Here is a 16,715-nt window from a genome sequence, read left to right as displayed (position 1 = left end):
ACTCAGTCGCTGCCCACGATCTTGTGCAGAAGTCGGCTGAGTTCGGTGCGCTCGCCCGGATCGAGGCCGTCGAACATTTCCGCGGTCACTTCACGGCGGGCGTCGTCGACGCGGTCCAGCAGGGCGCGGCCGACGTCGGTCAGGGCGACCAGAACAGCGCGTCGATCGCTCGGATCCGGTCCTCGGGTCACCAGGTCCGCAGCTTCCAACGAGTCGACGATGTCGGTGGCCGATCGCGCCACGATGCGGAGGTGCTCGGCCAGGTCGCGCAGCCGCATCGACTCGTGTTCACGGGCCAGGACGTGCAGGGCCCGGCTCTGCGAAGGATTGAGTCCGAACGGTTCGAGCGCGCTCATATGGCTGCGCCGGATGCGCCGGGCAACGGCCATGAACGTTTCGCTCAGGTCGGTCGAGTGTCCGGAATCCATGGATCGGATCATAGCGAAGCTTGCGGCCTACCTCATAGTGAGGTAACCTCCGCATATCACTTCGGTGACCCCACCCGGCAACTTCTCGGAGGTCTACTTGGAAAGCCGTCCCGAACGTTCACTTCTCGCAGCCGACCCGGCACCCGTGCGCCGAGTCCTGGCTCTGTTCACGCCCTATCGGCGCAGGATCGCCATCGTCAGCGCGATCATCGTGGCCAGCGCGATCATCGCACTCGCCTCTCCTCTACTTCTTCGCGAACTCCTCGATCATGCGATTCCTGATCGCAATGTCACCCTCGTCGGTCTCATCGCCGTCGGCATGATCGCAGTCGCAGTCGCCACCAACACCCTCGGCGTGGTGCAGACCTGGATGTCCAACGGTGTCGGTCAACGACTCATGCACGATCTACGCGTGCAGGTCTACGCACACCTGCAGCGCCAGTCCCTCGGATTCTTCGCACGCACCCGTACCGGTGAGGTGCAATCACGCATCGCCAACGACATCGGCGGTATGCAGTCCGTCGTCACCAACACCGCGACGTCCATCGCACAGAACGCAACGACGGTCGTGGCAACGGTGGTGGCACTCTTCCTGCTCGATTGGAAGCTCGCCACGTTCTCGTTGATCATCCTTCCCGTCTTCGTCCGCGTCGCCCGCCGTATCGGCGACGAGCGTCGCAAGATCTCGACCAAGCGCCAGAAATTGCTCAGCGACCTGTCGGTACAGATCGAGGAATCCCTCTCGGTCAGTGGCATTCTCCTGGGCAAGACGACCGGTTCGGCTCAGGCACTCACCGAGAAGTTCGCCGACCGATCCCATGAGGTCGCCGGGGTGGAACTCGCGGCGATGATGGCCGGTAAATGGCGGATGGCAACGATTCAGATCAGCTTCGCCGTGATGCCGGCTCTGGTGTACTGGTTCGCCGGCATCACCATCGGGCAGGGAAGCGCCTTGACGATCGGCACACTCGTCGCGTTCACGGCGTTGCAGACCCAAGTGTTCCGGCCCACCATGCAATTGCTCAACACCGGCGTCGACGTACAGGCCTCGCTGGCCCTGTTCGGGCGAGTCTTCGAGTACCTCGACCTTCCGATCGACGTAGCCGAGCCCGAGCACCCGGTGACGCTGCCCCGCGAGGCTGTCCGCGGAGACGTCGTGTTCCGTGGCGTCGACTTCACCTATACCGCGGCCACGCTGCCGACGCTGAGCAACATCGACCTCGAGGTACCGGCCGGAAGCACCCTCGCCCTTGTCGGTGCAACCGGATCCGGTAAGACGACTCTGGGGTATCTCGTTGCGCGACTTCATGATCCGACGTCCGGCTCGGTGACCATCGACGGCACCGACCTGCGGGAGATGGCGTCGGAGAACATTGCCGACCTGGTCGGCGTGGTCTCGCAGGAGACGTATTTGTTCCATGCCACCATCAGGGAGAACCTGCGGTTCGCCAAGCCCGACGCCACCGACGACGAGATCGTCGAGGCTGCCCGGACCGCGCAGATCCACGACTTCATCGACGGACTCGACGACGGTTACGACACGATGGTCGGCGAGCGCGGCTACCGGTTCTCGGGTGGTGAGAAGCAACGCATCGCGATCGCCCGCACCGTGTTGCGGAACCCGCCGATCCTGGTGCTCGACGAGGCGACCAGTGCCCTCGACAACCGCACCGAACGTGCAGTGCAGACGGCGCTCGATGGTCTGATGGACGGCCGAACGACCATTCTGATCGCACACCGGCTGTCCACGGTGCGCGCCGCGGACCGCATCGCCGTCCTCGATCACGGGGTCGTTCGTGAGGTCGGTAGCCACGAATCCCTGTTGGAGCAGGGCGGCATGTACGCCCAATTGGTCCGAGCCGCAGACGATGTCGTGGACAGTGTGGCTGCATGAGTGCACGCGGATGATGCCACTGCGCACCATCGCGAACCGCGTCGAGTGCGAGATCGAGATCAAGAAATCTCGATTCGTCGGGGTCGTCGATCGCGCGGCCACCGAAGCCGACGCACGAGCCGTGATCGCCGCGGCTCGTATGTCCGATCCTGCTGCCGGACATCATTGTTCGGCGTTCATCGTGGATTCCTCGGCCGGCGATCCGCTTGCCGACCCGAAACAGCAGCGCATCGAGCGGTCCCACGACGACGGCGAACCCAGCGGCACGGCAGGGATGCCGATGCTCGAGGTACTGCGCGGGCACCACACGACCAACGTTGTTGCGGTCGTCAGTCGATACTTCGGTGGCACCAAGCTGGGGACGGGCGGCCTGGCCCGGGCATACGGCAGCGCGGTGTCCGAGGCGCTGGTGCACGCGAGGTTCCTCACCCGGCAGCGACGCGAGATCATGACACTCGAACTCGACCACGCCGAGGTGGGGCGGGTGGAATCGGAACTGCGCAGGCACGCAGTGCTCGTGCTGGGAACGTCCTACGCTGCTCGTGCGGTATTGACCGTCTCGGCTGTCGATGCCGATTCGACTGCGGCACTGGTTGCTTCGCTCACTGCCGGTCGCGTCACGCCCGTGCGGAGCGGCCACATGTACGCGGAAATTCCGGACTAGCACAACCTACCGACCATCAGGCGTCCGTGGAGCCTCGATTCGAGCAGTTCATCCACAGGCCGGGCGGTTGTCCACATTTCGCGAACACGTTCACCGAAGACGCCCTGCGCGTAGCAGTGTCGATGTCGATCGCAACCGAGCGATACTCGAATCGAGAGGGCAGAGAACCATGTACGAAGCACAATGCGCCGTGGTCGGCACAGTCATCACCAATCCCGTCAAGCGGTCCACCCCCACCGGCGACGAAGTCCTGAGCTTCCGGATGGCCAGCAACGCTCGCCGTCAGGACCGCAACACGGGCGAGTGGACCGACGGCGGCACTCTCTACCTGACGGTCACCTGCTGGCGGCGACTGGTGCGCGGGGTCGGAGCCTCCCTGATGAAGGGTGATCCCATCATTGCCTACGGGCAGCTGCGCACCAACGAATACACCAACCGGGACGGACTCGAGCGTGCCGATCTCGAGATGAGCGCCAGTGCCGTCGGACCGGACCTCGCGCGGTGCAACGTCTCGATCAATCGGACCAGAGCAGTGGTGCCCGAGGCGGCGGTGGACGCAGATCCGGGAGCGGAGGACGCTCTCGACGAAGACCGGGAATCCGACGCGAACCGCGAGTCGACCGACGAGGACCTTCGAGAGTCGGTACTCGCCTGACGGACTGCTCGATCTGCCGTCCACGCTGCATCGAAACCGTCGATCGAGCGCGGACGGCAGATGCGGGCCCGGCACCTTCTCGGGCGATGGTGTTCGGACGCGCTCGCACCGATAAGCTGAACCACATGGCTGAATTCATTTACACCATGAAGAAGGTGCGCAAGGCGCACGGCGACAAAGTCATCCTCGACGACGTGACGATGAGCTTCTACCCGGGAGCGAAGATCGGCGTCGTCGGCCCCAACGGCGCCGGCAAGTCCAGCATCCTCAAGATCATGGCGGGAATCGATCAGCCCGGAAACGGTGAGGCGTTCCTCGCTCCCGGTGCCTCGGTCGGCATCCTCATGCAGGAGCCGGTTCTCGACGACACCAAGACCGTGCGCGAGAACGTCGAGGACGGACTCGGCGAGACGATGGTGCAGCTCAAGCGCTACAACGAGATCGCCGAGCTGATGGCCACCGACTACTCCGACGAGCTCATGGAAGAGATGGGCGAGCTGCAGGAAAAGCTCGACCATGCCGACGCCTGGGAAATCGACTCGCAGCTCGAGCAGGCCATGGACGCGCTCCGCTGCCCGCCGCCCGAGTCGCCCGTCACCAACCTCTCCGGTGGTGAGAAGCGTCGTGTGGCGCTGTGCAAGCTGCTCCTGAGCAAGCCGGATCTGCTGCTGCTCGACGAGCCCACCAACCACCTCGACGCCGAGAGCGTGCTGTGGCTCGAGCAGCACTTGGCCGCGTACGCCGGTGCCATCCTCGCCGTGACCCACGATCGGTACTTCCTCGATCACCTCGCGCAGTGGATCGCCGAGGTCGACCGCGGACACCTGTACCCCTACGAGGGCAACTACTCCACCTACCTGGAGAAGAAGGCCGAGCGTCTCGAGGTCTCGGGCAAGAAGGACCAGAAGCTGCAGAAGCGGCTCAAGGACGAACTGGCCTGGGTGCGCTCCGGTGCCAAGGCACGCCAGGCCAAGAGCAAGTCCCGTCTGGCGCGCTACGACGAGATGGTGGCCGAAGCGGAGAAGACCAGGAAGCTCGACTTCGACGAAATCCAGATCCCCAATCCGCCACGCCTCGGCGATGTCGTGGTCGAGGTCAAGAGCCTGGACAAGGGCTTCGACGGCCGCGTGCTGATCAAGGATCTGTCGTTCACGTTGCCGCGCAACGGCATCGTCGGCGTCATCGGCCCCAACGGTGTCGGTAAGACAACGCTGTTCAAGACCATCGTCGGGCTCGAAGAGCCGGACGGCGGCGAGGTCAAGATCGGTCAGACCGTCAAGCTCAGCTACGTCGACCAGAACCGCTCGGGCATCGACTCGAAGAAGACGGTGTGGGAAACGGTCTCCGACGGACTGGACTTCATCACCGTCGGCAGCTCCGAGTTTCCGTCCCGCGCGTACATCAGCTCCTTCGGCTTCAAGGGGCACGATCAGCAGAAGCCGGCCGGCGTGCTTTCGGGTGGTGAGCGGAACCGTCTGAACCTGGCGATGACGCTCAAGCAGGGCGGAAACCTGATCCTGCTCGACGAACCGACCAACGACCTGGACGTCGAAACTCTCGGGTCGCTCGAGAATGCGCTCGAGGAATTCCCCGGTTGCGCCGTGGTGATTTCGCACGACCGGTGGTTCCTGGACCGCACCTGCACGCACATTCTGGCGTGGGAAGGTGGTTTCGGCGACAACGAGGCCGCGTGGTACTGGTACGAGGGCAACTTCGAGGGCTACGAGGCCAACAAGGTCGAGCGCCTCGGCCCCGACGCGGCCCGTCCGCATCGCGTCACGCACCGAAAGCTGACCCGAGACTGACATGCCCGGAAAGATCTTCACCTGCACACTTCAGGTGCGGTGGGGCGATTCAGACCGCCTCGGCCATGTCAACAACACCCGATTCGTCGAGTACCTCCAGGAAGGCCGCGTTCAGTTTCTGAATGCGGTCTTCGGAGGGCCGGGAGTGGGGCCTGCGGAACGACTATCTGGTTCCAGCAAAGCCGGGGTGCGCGGCGCGGTTGTGGTTCGAAGGCTCACCACCGACTTCCTGCATCCGATTCTCGACGAATCCGGTCCGCTGACGATCGAACTGTGGACTACGCGCGTCGGAAACACGTCCTACGTCGTCCAGCACGTGGTGACCGATCGGGATGGAACCGTCTGTGCACGAGCCGAGGCGGCGATGGTCGCCTTCGATCTCACGACCTCCTCGTCCCGACCGCTCGTCGACGCCGAGCGACGGCTCCTCGAGGAGTATCTCGTCGCCCCTCTCGACTCCACGGAGTAGTTCCGGCGCGCTGGGTCTGCAAGGTCACTGCTGTAACCGGGTCTCCGACACTAAGGTCTAGGAGTCATCGACGACCGGCGATCGGCGGGCGTCGGGAAAATCCTCATGAGGGAGCACTCGAACACCATGCCGCGCTCGCTGGACCTGACCGACAACGACTGGGCCGAGGGGCTCGACGACAGACTTCTGGCCGAGTTGGAGCGTGTGCGCGCCGAGTACTTCGAGCACGTGGACACCTCCGCCGTCGGGGCGGCCGCGCATACCGCCGACGTCACGTTCTTTCATCGCCACGTTCGGCTGGGCGCGCATCGCCGTCCGGACTCGGCGAATGTGGCCGTTCATCTACCGAGTGAATCGGGATCTGCGGCAAATCGCGCTGGGGGAAGCTACCTGCAGATCGTCACCGACGACATGCCGCTCCTCGTCGAGTCGATCATTTCGCTGCTCGCCCGCCTGGGTATCGAGTACACCGACGTGGTCCACCCGATCCTGTCGGTCGCCCGTGAGGGCGATGGAGTATTGACGGGCCCGAGCGCGCACGGAGTACCCGAGTCCTGGATCCACGTTCAGCTCCATCCCTCCACTTCCGAGGACGCCGTGGCCCGGCTGCAATCGGAGGCGGTGCGGGTGCTGGCCGACGTGCGTCAGGTCGTCGGCGACACCGATCGGATGCGACGGGTGCAAGCCGAAGTCGCCGATCGCCTCGACGAGGTCGCTCGGCGTGCCGGCACCACGGATTCCGAGAGCGCCGTCGAGCTACGTGACGCGGCAGCATTGCTGCGCTGGCTCGGAGACGGTCACTACACGTTGCTCGGGTACCGGCGATACCTCATGGAAGGCGGAGCCGGCGAGGACCGGACGGTGACGGGTGACGAATCGAGCAGCCTCGGGGTACTGCGTGACTCGGTGCATCAGGTGGACGGCTCGGAACCGGTGGGACAGCGCGACCTGGTCACGTTGACGCAGGGAGCGAGTCCGGCCACGGTGCACCGCGCCGTCTACCCGTACTTCGTCAGTGTTCTCGACGCCGACGACTCCGCCGAACATCGGTTCGTCGGCGTGTTCACGGTGACTGCGCTGCACGAGAACGTGCTCGACATTCCGGTCATCGAGCGGCGGGTGCGGTCGGTGATCGCCCGCGCGGGCCACTCTCTGGGATCGTTCTCGGGTCAGGCCATGCTCGAGGTGCTGCAATCGATGCCCCGCTCGGAACTGTTCGCCACCTCGGCATCCTGGCTCTTCGAAACCGCGAGTGCTGTTCTGGCACTGGGCCGTCGTCGCAAGGTCAAACTGTTCGTGCGACCCGACTCGAGTGGTTCGTTCGTCTCCGCCCTGGTGTACCTGCCACGCGATCGCTACACCACCCGTGTCCGCCTCGCCATCCAGGATCGGTTGCTGCGCGAATTGGGCGGGACCTCCATCGATTACACAGCGCGCGTGACGGAATCCGATCTGGCACTGCTGCACGTGACGGTGCGTCGGGCACCCGGGACCGCAGCGACGGAACTCTCGGCCGAGGACATCTCTCGGATCGAAGCGGCCCTCACCGAAACCACCAGGACCTGGGAAGACTCACTCGGCGACGCCGTCTCCCTCGACCGAGTGGTCGACCCGTTGCGGATTCAGCGCTACACCGATGCCTTCCCGGAGGCCTACAAGCAGGACTTCAGCCCGGCCCGGGCCGTCACCGACATCGCTCGCCTCGAAGCTCTCGGCGACGAGTCGATCGACATGCAGCTCTACCGCAACGAGCAGTCGGCGGTCGGCAGCTGGCGATTCTCGCTGTACATCGGCGGCGCGGGCGTGTCGCTGTCGCAGGTGCTGCCCATCCTGCAGAGCCTCGGCGTCGAGGTCGACGACGAACGGCCCTACCCGGTGGTGCGGCCGGACGGGATGTCGTGCTGGATCTATGATTTCGGACTTTCTGCCTCACGAGAGATGTTGCGATCGGCAATCGACGGCGACATCGACGCAGAGTTGTCCGAAGCCGGTACCGCAGACCGTGAGAGCCGTGTCCAGCACCGCTTCACCGAAGCCTTCGCAGCAGTGTGGAGCGGGCAGGCAGAGGCCGACCGGTTCAACGAACTGGTGATGCGCGCCGGCCTGCACTGGCGGCAGGCAGTGGTATTGCGGGCGTACGCAAAGTACCTGCGCCAGGCGGGTTTTCCCTACAGTCAGTTCAACATCGAGGGCGTCCTGCTGGCGAATCCGCGCACAGCTCGGTTGCTCGTCGGCCTGTTCGAGGCGCAGTTCGACCCCGAAGTGAGCTCCGAGGAAAACGCGCAGACCATCGGTACTCAGCTGGGGGAGCTGATCGACCAAGTGGTCAGCCTCGACGCAGATCGAATTCTGCGCAGTATGTTCGAGCTCGTCCGCGCGACGCTACGCACCAATTACTTCGTGGTGGGTGCCGACGGTGCTCATCGCGAGTACCTCTCGCTCAAGTTCGATCCGCAGTCGATCGCCGAATTGCCCAAGCCGAAGCCGAAATTCGAAATCTTCGTGTATTCGCCCCGCGTCGAAGGAGTCCACCTGCGGTTCGGTGCCGTGGCCCGCGGCGGACTGCGCTGGTCGGATCGTCGTGAAGACTTCCGCACCGAGATTCTCGGTCTGGCGAAGGCGCAGATGGTCAAGAATGCCGTCATCGTGCCGGTCGGAGCGAAGGGTGGGTTCGTCGTCAAACGGCCGCCGATGGTCACGGGCGACGCCGATCGCGATCGTCAGGCGCAGGCAGAGGAAGGCAAGGCCTGCTACCGCCTGTTCATTGCCGGGCTGCTCGACATCACCGACAATCTCGACCGCGCAACCGGTGCAGTGTCCGTACCCGCCGGCGTCGTCCGCCGCGACGGCGACGACACCTACCTCGTCGTCGCCGCGGACAAGGGAACCGCCACATTCTCGGACATGGCCAACGACGTGGCTGCGCAGTACGGCTTCTGGCTCGGTGACGCCTTCGCGTCGGGTGGGTCGGCGGGGTACGACCACAAAGCCATGGGCATCACGGCCAAGGGTGCGTGGGAAAGCGTCAAGCGTCATTTCCGCGAGCTCGGAATCGACACGCAGAGCCAAGATTTCACCGTTGTCGGCGTCGGCGACATGAGCGGGGACGTGTTCGGTAACGGCATGCTGCTCAGCCGGCACATTCGTCTGCTCGCCGCGTTCGATCACCGGCACATCTTCCTCGATCCCAGCCCGGAGCGGGAGTCGTCGTTCGCCGAGCGCGAGCGTCTTTTCGCGCTACCGCGGTCGTCGTGGGCGGATTACGATACCGCGCTGATCAGCGAGGGCGGCGGAGTGTGGGAGCGGACTCGAAAGTCGGTTCCGATCAGCGCGGCAGCACGCTCGGCGCTCGGGCTGGGGGACTCGGTCGAATCGTTGTCCCCGCCGGAGTTGGTGCATGCAATCCTGAAGGCTCCTGCTGATCTGCTGTGGAACGGCGGAATCGGCACCTACATCAAGGCGTCCACCGAGACCAATGCCGAGGTGGGCGACAAGGCCAACGACGCGGTTCGGGTCGACGGAGTAGATGTGCGCGCCGCCGTCGTGGGGGAGGGCGGCAACCTCGGTGCCACCGCGCTGGGACGTATCGAGTACGCCGCAGCCGGAGGGAAGATCAACACCGACGCCGTCGACAATTCCGCTGGAGTCGACTGCTCCGACCACGAGGTCAACATCAAGATTCTGCTCGAGACGGCGATCACCAACGGCAACCTCGCACGCGAGGATCGAGACGAGTTGCTCGCGTCCATGACGGATGAGGTAGGCCGACTGGTGTTGTGGGACAACATCATGCAGAACGAGGTGCTCGGCACCTCCAGGTTCGACGCACCCAGTCTCGTGACCGTGCACAGCCGGGTCATCGCTGATCTCGAGACACGCCGAGGACTCGACCGCGAGTTGGAGGCTCTGCCGACCGAAACCGATCTACGACGACGAAAGCAGGACGGCCGAGGACTGACGTCTCCAGAACTGGCCACGTTGATGGCCCACGTGAAGCTTGCGTTGGAGGCCGAACTGCTCGACAGCGAACTGCCGGACAGCGACGTCTTCGCTCCGCGTCTGCCGAAATACTTCCCCGAGCCGCTGCGTAACCCCTTCGCCGACGCGATCACCTCCCACCCTCTTCGGCGTCAGTTGGTGGCCACGACGCTGGCCAACGAAGCGATCGACTGTGGCGGAATCACGTTCCCGTACCGTCTGACCGAGGATTCGGGTGCGGCGGGCACCGACGCCATCCGCGCGTTCGCTGCCGCCACCGAAATCTTCGGACTCGACGAAGTGTGGAATTCCATCAGGGCTGCCGACGTACCCACCGCGATCTCGGCCGAACTGCTGCTCGAGTCTCGTCGCATGCTCGACCGCGTGTCACGCTGGCTGCTGGCCAATCGGCCGCAACCCCTGGCCGTCGGTGCGGAGATCAGCCGGTACGCGGGTCAGGTTCGCGCATTGCAGTCGTCGGTGTCCACGTGGACGGCCGGGCACCAGGCGAGCGCGCTGGACGCGCGATCGGCAGCCGCGATCGAACGGGGAGCACCGGCCGGGTTGGCCCGGCGCATCTACGGACTGCTCGACGTCTACTGCCTCCTGGACATCATCGATATCGCCGACATCGTCGACAGAGACGGAGCGGAGGTAGCCGAACTCTATTTCGCTCTGGATGCGCACATCGGAATCGATTGGCTGCTGACGGCGGTGTCCAAACTGGCTCGTGGCGATCGTTGGCACTCGTTGGCGCGCTTGGCACTTCGCGACGACCTGTACTCCTCGCTGAGAGGAATCACGCAAGCCGTGCTGGCAGGCGGCGAACCGGAGGAGTCGGTGGCCGAGAAGATCGCGGAGTGGGAATCGACCAATGCATCGCGTCTGGCGAGGTCGCGGGCTGCGTTGACCGAGATCGCCGAGTCGGGAACCCTGGACCTGGCGACCCTGTCGGTCGCCGCCCGCCAGGTCCGCAACATGATGCCCTGATCCCGAAGCGGACAGTCGACGTGCATCACATGCACCGAGTAGAGGAAACGACCACGTGAGTGTGCCCGAAGATCATCTGTCCGACAAACGACCTGCCACCGAGCGGGTGGGCTTCCACGCCGCGGTGGAGGTGCGGTGGTCGGACATGGATGTGTATCAACACATCAACCATGCTCGGATGGTGACTCTTCTGGAAGAGGCACGTATCCCGTGGCTGTTGGTGGACGGGAGGCCGACGGCGAATCTGCGCCACGGAGCGGTCATCGCGGATCTGCACGTGAAGTATCGAGGTCAACTGCGGCACGAGGACGGCCCGCTGGACGTCTTCATGTGGATCGATGCCGTCCGTGCGGTGGATTTCGTCGTGGGATACGAGGTGCGGGCGCGGGGGGCATCGCTGGATACTCCTGCGGCCGTGGTGGCCTCGACCCAGATCGCGGCCTTCGATATCGACGCACAGCGGCTGCGTCGGCTCACCCCGGACGAGCGTGCGTTTCTCGTGAGCTGGCAGCGTGTATGAGCGCGTACTGACCGTTCCCGACGCGGTCGATCGAGAAAACCTGGCGACGTTCTGCACCAGGGCGTTGCGGTTGGACGAGGCTGCGGTGATCCGCATGCGCACCCGTGCCGGCGGCGGCGTGTCCTGTTGGGCGGTGACGGGATTCGATGCTCTGGCGGCACGGGTGGTCACCGGTACGGTGGTTCCCGAAGATACGTGCGCGGGTGCCGACGTGCTGGTTGCCGCACTGCGGCACGCGGATGGCGGCGTCGTGGACCCGGGATTCTCGATGGACTCGGCATGGCGGGGAGCGCTACCCCCGGACGGCGGGTTCGAGCACCTCGACGATGTGCCCGCCCGGATACTCGTCGGTCTTGCGCAACGCGGTGCGGCACTGGCCAAGGAGCACGGCAGCAGCCACGGCCCGCCCAGTTCGTTGCTCGAGCAGGAGGTGCTGCACGTCGCCGGTGCCGGCGACGAAGTGTCCATATCGATGCGCACCGTGTTCGCTTTGACAGCAATGGGTTTCGTGCCGCACAGCGGAATCGATCCCATGACGATCGACGTCGATCCCGACCGCATTGCAGCCGACGAGGTCGTTCGGGTACGCGTGTCCCGGGTCTGGTTACGCCTCGACGCTCGCTACGGTTCGGTGTACGTACGGCGCGCGGGCCATCAATTGTCGCTGACGGTGGAGCGCTAGACGAGCCACGCCGCAGCGTGTGCGTCGAGCCGGCCGTTCACCAGAGGTGCACTTGCGAGCAGCAATTCGCCGGGAGGCAGGGGGATCGGCTCGTCGGACGCGTTCAGAGCGCAGATCAGACCTCCGCCGCGACGGAAGGCGAGGCAGCCGGGAGGTGCCCCGTACCAATCGATTCCGGTACCGGTGAATTCCGGACGCAGAGCTCGCAGCTCGAATGCCGTGCGGTACAGACTCAGCATCGAATCGACATCTTCGAGTTGCGCTTCGGCGGTATGCCCGTTCCACTCCGGCGGCATCGGCAACCAGGTCCGATCGGTGGCGGAGAATCCGAACGGCGGCTCGTGTCCTTCCCACGGCATCGGTACACGGCAGCCGTCGCGCCCCCGTTCGGCGTGCCCGGATCGCTCCCACACCGGATCCTGTAGCGCGCTGTCGGGCAGTTGCACGTTGGGTAGCCCCAGCTCGGCACCGTTGTAGACGAAGATCGTTCCAGGAAGGGCCAATTCGACCATGATCATGGCGCGAGCGCGGGCCTGGCCGACGTGGCCACCGCCGTACCTGGTGACCTCGCGTTCGACGTCGTGGTTCGACAGCGTCCATGTAGGAGTGCCATCGACGAGCTCGACAGCGGCGAGTGAGTTGGCGATGGCGTCTCGAATGGTGTCGGCATCGAAATCGACACTGGCCAGTCGAAAGTTGAATCCCAGGTGCAATTCGTCCGGTCTGATGTATTCGGAGAACCGAACATTGTCCTGAACCCAGATCTCGCCGACGGTGACCGCGCTCGGGAATTCGTCCATGACGGCTCTGATGCGGCGGTGCAGGTCGTGCACGCGGGGGTTGTTGAACCGAGGATCGTCGTCGTCGTTCTTCATCAGCGCGTTGAGCTCGAGACTCATGTCGGCGAGGTCGGCCGGTTTGGCCATGCCGTGTGCCACGTCGAGGCGGAACCCGTCCACGCCGCGGGAGAGCCAGAATCTCAGGGTGCGCGCGAAATCGTCGAACACCTCGGGGTTGTCCCAGTTCAGATCCGGCTGCTCGGGCGCGAAGATGTGCAGATACCACTGCCCCGGGCTGCCGTCGGGCTCGGTGACGCGAGTCCAGGCCGGACCCCCGAAGATGCTCGGCCAATTGTTCGGCGGCTGCGAGCCGTCGTCACCGCGCCCGTCGCGAAAGATGTAGCGGGCGCGTTCGGCACTACCGCGCGCTGCGGTGAGCGCCGAGCGGAACCACGGGTGCTCGCTGCTGGTGTGGTTGGGGACCAGATCCATCGTGACCTTGATGTCGCGAGCATGAGCTTCGTCGACCAATGCGTCGAAGATCTCCAGGCTTCCGAACAAGGGATCGATGTCGCGGGGATCGGACACGTCGTACCCGTGATCGGCCATGGGCGACAGCGTGATCGGCCCGATCCAGATCGCGTCGATGCCCAGCAGTTCGAGATAGCCGAGCTTGTCCCGAATTCCGTCCAAGTCGCCGACGCCGTCACCGTTGGAGTCCGCGAACGACCGGGGGTAGATCTGGTAGAAGACGGCGTCCTGCCACCACAGCGGCTGGGAGCTCTCGATCTGATCGGTCACAAGTGGCAATAGTGCCAAACGAACGCCCATGCAACGATTCAGGGGCGCTGGCGGGTCGTTCGGAAGGCTCACTTTCGGTCAACGGCGGGTAAAGCCTTGTGCTCATTCACATGACCGACACCTACCTCACGCTTTGGAAAGTGTTGTAGATTCGGCTTCGGAAACCAGTAGCGGCTTCGAGCCGCGCCCGACGGTGAGGACGCGACCCAGCCATGACTACCTCGACCATCGAAGCCGTTCGGCTCGAAGACCTGACTCTCGACGACAGCCCCATCGAGCCGACCTGGATTCTCGAGGGGGCACCGCACGCGCGCGTCGCCGAGTGGTCGAAGAGCATCGACGGAACCACGACCACCAATGTGTGGGACTGCACGGCCGGCCGTTTCCGCTGGTTCTTCGCGGTCGACGAGATCGTGCACATCATGGACGGTTCGGTGACCGTCTCGAGTGACGATCACGCACCGCGCACTCTGGTCGCAGGAGACGCGGCGTTGTTTCGGGCGGGCACCTGGACCGAGTGGCACGTCGAGAATTACGTGCGCAAGCACGCCATCCTCCGGCAACACCTGCCCCGGCCGGTGGCTTTCGCGCTCAAGGTCGCCGGTGGCCTGCGTGCCCGGATGGGCAAGCGCAGGTCCGGTTCGACGAGTCCGCAGCGCGTCGGGACGCTGTAGCCGCCGTCCGTCAGAGCGCCGAGTTCACCATCGAATCGGCGGCCATCTTCATGTAGTCGGTGAGCTGTGCGCGGTGTGCGGCATCGAGCACCGAGTCGTCGATCGATGCGATCGCGACGTACATGCAGCGAAGCCACGCATCTCGTTCCAGCGGTCCGATCCGAAAAGGGTTGTGACGCATTCGTAGTCGTGGGTGGCCGCGCTCGTCGGAGTAGGTTCTCGGACCACCCCAGTACTGCTCGAGAAACATCCGCATCCGCCGTTCGGCCGGTCCCAGATCTTCCTCCGGATACAACGGGCGAACTATCTCGTCCTTGGCGACTTCTTCGTAGAACTTCGCCGTGAGTAGCCGAAACGTCTCGGCACCGCCGACCGCGTCGTAGAACGTCTGCTGCGGTTCGGTCATCGCACTCTCTCTTGTCGGCTGGTCGGTCCTGCGGGCTTCGGCATCGGTACCGGCTCCATCATCGGTACCGATTATCGTCCCTCAGGAGCCGGGCTCGGCCACGACCCCACCGGGCCGGCCGAGTGCATACGGTGCCTTGATGCCGGCGTCGTCGAAGGCTTCGAGGATGTCCCGGTGCAAGCGGCGTTGAACGGCCCACTGGCGTCCCGGCCGCGTCTTGACCGTGATGCGGATGGTGACGGTGTCGGCGCTGACGCCGTTGACTCCGAGCATTTCGGGGGGTTCGAGGATGTCGTTCTCGAAGTCGCCGGACTTCACCGACGACATGGTGGTGCGTTCGGCCACCTCGCAGGCGTCGTCGATGTTCGCGGTGTGCGAGATGGGCAGATCCAGAACAGCCACCGCGAAGCCCTGGCTCATGTTGCCCACCCGTAGAACTTCGCCGTTGCGGCAGTACCACACCGTGCCGTTGATATCTCTGATCGTGGTGACCCGCAGTCCCACGCTCTCGACGGTGCCGGTGGCCTCACCCAGGTCGACCACGTCGCCCACGCCGTACTGATCCTCGAGCAGCATGAAGATGCCCGACAGGAAGTCCCGCACCAGGTTCTGGGCACCGAATCCGAGCGCGACACCGACAATGCCCGCAGACGCGATGAACGGTGCCACGTTGACGCCGACCACATCGAGTACCGAGAGCACGAACCAGGTGAGGATCAGGACCGACACGGCCGACTTGAGCACCGAGCCGATCGTGTTGGCCCGCTGTTTCCGACGTTCGTTGAGAATCGCGCCTTGAACGGTGCTCGACGATCGGTCGCGGAGCGGACGCAGCAGCTTCGGGGCCTTGCCGACCTCGTTACGAGTGAAGCGGGCGATCATCTTGTGCAGGACGAGGCGCAGCACCACGGCGAGAACCAGATAGCCGAGAATCTGCAACGGTCGGTCGATCAGCCAGTCGCGTCCGGTGTCCGTCAGCTCGAAGGCTCGGACGTCGAGCTCACGCAGGAGCGACAGTTCGGGAAGCGGTGACGCGGACAGAAAGGTTGATACAGACACCCGAAGAGTCTACGGAGACCCAGAGTTCTCGCCAGTCTCGCAGCGCATGGAGTTGTGTGGCCACCGATCGTCGGCGAGAAATGTGAAATGTTCACCGATCGGCAACAGTAAATCCCCGGAAAAAGGCTGTGCGCGGACGGTGTATTCGTGTTCCACTGTGAACCGTGTTCCACGCAAGCCATGCGCGGGCGCCGACTGCTTCTGGAGTAACGCATGAAGAACTCACAACACCGCCACCGACAACTCCCGCCCACTGAGGGCCGCACCGCGCACGACCAGCGCGAGACGGCCTCGGGGGCTTCTCCGCTGCGCGTGGTGCCGACGGCCCACGATGCCACGGGCGACGATGCCGTACCGGCGTGGGTCAAGCGCCGTGTGCTGCTCCTCAACGCCACCTTCGAACCACTGACCGCGCTTCCGATGCGCCGGGCGGTGGTTCTTCTCGTTTGTGGGAAGGCCGACGTGGTGCACGACGATCCCGAGGGACCGTTCATTCGCTCGGCCGGGTTCTCGGTACAGGTGCCATCGGTGATCAGGTTGCGGACCTTCGTCCGCGTTCCGTATCGCGCCCGAGTGCCGATGACACGAGCCGCCCTCATGCATCGAGATCGGTTTCGATGCGCGTACTGCGGGAGCAAGGCCGAGACGGTCGATCACGTGGTTCCGCGTAGCCGAGGAGGCGGCCACTCGTGGGAGAACTGCGTTGCGTGCTGCGCCTCCTGCAATCACCGCAAGGCGGACAAGCTGCTCAGTGAGATCGGGTGGACGCTGCGAGCCCAGCTCGTGCCGCCGAAGGGGCCGCACTGGCGCCTGTTGGCGACGACGAAGGAGTTGGACCCGAGTTGGCTGGCGTATCTCGGCGAGGGTGCGGCCTGAGGGCTGACGTCTGCGGCCAATTCGGTCACAACACC

General features: G+C 64.6%; 14 protein-coding genes. 10 read left to right on the top strand and 4 right to left on the bottom strand.

Annotation, left to right across the window (positions count from 1 at the left end; translation table 11 throughout):
- Positions 1 to 2 precede the first annotated feature (2 nt).
- The gene (locus tag ACIGGF_RS01980) at positions 3 to 428 is read right to left on the bottom strand and encodes a MarR family winged helix-turn-helix transcriptional regulator (protein ID WP_397519744.1); all 426 of its coding nucleotides are present in this window, start codon (positions 426 to 428) and stop codon (positions 3 to 5) included.
- 97 nt (positions 429 to 525) lie between these two features.
- Between ACIGGF_RS01980 and ACIGGF_RS01975 the strand changes: the two genes are divergently transcribed.
- From ACIGGF_RS01975 to ACIGGF_RS01940, 8 genes are all read left to right on the top strand, one after another.
- Positions 526 to 2,322, top strand: coding sequence for an ABC transporter ATP-binding protein (locus tag ACIGGF_RS01975; RefSeq protein ID WP_397519854.1), 1,797 nt, complete (start codon positions 526 to 528; stop codon positions 2,320 to 2,322).
- Positions 2,323 to 2,332: 10 nt separating this feature from the next.
- Complete coding sequence (locus tag ACIGGF_RS01970) at positions 2,333 to 2,986, top strand: IMPACT family protein (protein WP_397519743.1); 654 nt, start codon at positions 2,333 to 2,335, stop codon at positions 2,984 to 2,986.
- A 169-nt stretch (positions 2,987 to 3,155) separates the two neighbouring features.
- A complete protein-coding gene (locus tag ACIGGF_RS01965; RefSeq protein ID WP_397519742.1) occupies positions 3,156 to 3,641 on the top strand; it encodes a single-stranded DNA-binding protein in 486 nt (161 codons plus the stop codon).
- 125 nt (positions 3,642 to 3,766) lie between these two features.
- Positions 3,767 to 5,446 carry an energy-dependent translational throttle protein EttA gene (gene ettA, locus ACIGGF_RS01960; RefSeq protein WP_397519741.1) on the top strand — a complete coding sequence of 560 codons (1,680 nt, stop codon included), beginning with the start codon at positions 3,767 to 3,769 and terminating at the stop codon, positions 5,444 to 5,446.
- A 1-nt stretch (position 5,447) separates the two neighbouring features.
- Positions 5,448 to 5,915 carry an acyl-CoA thioesterase gene (locus ACIGGF_RS01955; RefSeq protein WP_397519740.1) on the top strand — a complete coding sequence of 156 codons (468 nt, stop codon included), beginning with the start codon at positions 5,448 to 5,450 and terminating at the stop codon, positions 5,913 to 5,915.
- A 126-nt stretch (positions 5,916 to 6,041) separates the two neighbouring features.
- A complete protein-coding gene (locus tag ACIGGF_RS01950) occupies positions 6,042 to 10,883 on the top strand; it encodes an NAD-glutamate dehydrogenase (RefSeq protein ID WP_397519853.1) in 4,842 nt (1,613 codons plus the stop codon).
- Between the two features lie 55 nt (positions 10,884 to 10,938).
- Positions 10,939 to 11,403: an acyl-CoA thioesterase gene (locus ACIGGF_RS01945; RefSeq protein WP_397519739.1), complete on the top strand. Its 465-nt coding sequence runs from the start codon at positions 10,939 to 10,941 to the stop codon at positions 11,401 to 11,403.
- A complete protein-coding gene (locus ACIGGF_RS01940) occupies positions 11,396 to 12,085 on the top strand; it encodes a hypothetical protein (protein ID WP_397519738.1) in 690 nt (229 codons plus the stop codon). The genes ACIGGF_RS01945 and ACIGGF_RS01940 overlap by 8 nt, the downstream gene beginning before the upstream one ends.
- Here ACIGGF_RS01940 and ACIGGF_RS01935 read toward each other — a convergent pair.
- Positions 12,082 to 13,695, bottom strand: a complete 1,614-nt coding sequence (locus tag ACIGGF_RS01935; protein WP_397519737.1) for an alpha-amylase family glycosyl hydrolase — start codon at positions 13,693 to 13,695, stop codon at positions 12,082 to 12,084. The genes ACIGGF_RS01940 and ACIGGF_RS01935 overlap by 4 nt on opposite strands.
- 182 nt (positions 13,696 to 13,877) lie before the next feature.
- Between ACIGGF_RS01935 and ACIGGF_RS01930 the strand changes: the two genes are divergently transcribed.
- Positions 13,878 to 14,339 carry a cupin domain-containing protein gene (locus tag ACIGGF_RS01930; RefSeq protein ID WP_397519736.1) on the top strand — a complete coding sequence of 154 codons (462 nt, stop codon included), beginning with the start codon at positions 13,878 to 13,880 and terminating at the stop codon, positions 14,337 to 14,339.
- Positions 14,340 to 14,349: 10 nt separating this feature from the next.
- Here ACIGGF_RS01930 and ACIGGF_RS01925 read toward each other — a convergent pair whose 3' ends face one another.
- On the bottom strand, positions 14,350 to 14,745 hold the full coding sequence (locus ACIGGF_RS01925; protein ID WP_397519735.1) for a globin: 396 nt from the start codon (positions 14,743 to 14,745) through the stop codon (positions 14,350 to 14,352).
- Between the two features lie 81 nt (positions 14,746 to 14,826).
- Positions 14,827 to 15,786, bottom strand: a complete 960-nt coding sequence (locus ACIGGF_RS01920; RefSeq protein ID WP_397519852.1) for a mechanosensitive ion channel family protein — start codon at positions 15,784 to 15,786, stop codon at positions 14,827 to 14,829.
- A gap of 231 nt (positions 15,787 to 16,017) precedes the next feature.
- Between ACIGGF_RS01920 and ACIGGF_RS01915 the strand changes: the two genes are divergently transcribed.
- Positions 16,018 to 16,680 (top strand): HNH endonuclease, encoded by a 663-nt coding sequence (locus ACIGGF_RS01915; protein ID WP_200936719.1) that lies wholly within the window; start codon positions 16,018 to 16,020, stop codon positions 16,678 to 16,680.
- The last annotated feature ends 35 nt before the right edge of the window (positions 16,681 to 16,715 follow it).

This window comes from Rhodococcus sp. NPDC078407, from assembly GCF_044542515.1.
In the GTDB taxonomy this organism is placed as follows: domain Bacteria; phylum Actinomycetota; class Actinomycetes; order Mycobacteriales; family Mycobacteriaceae; genus Rhodococcoides.
The sequence above is the reverse complement of the archived record's forward strand: the minus strand, read 5'-3'. Positions and strand labels throughout refer to the sequence as shown.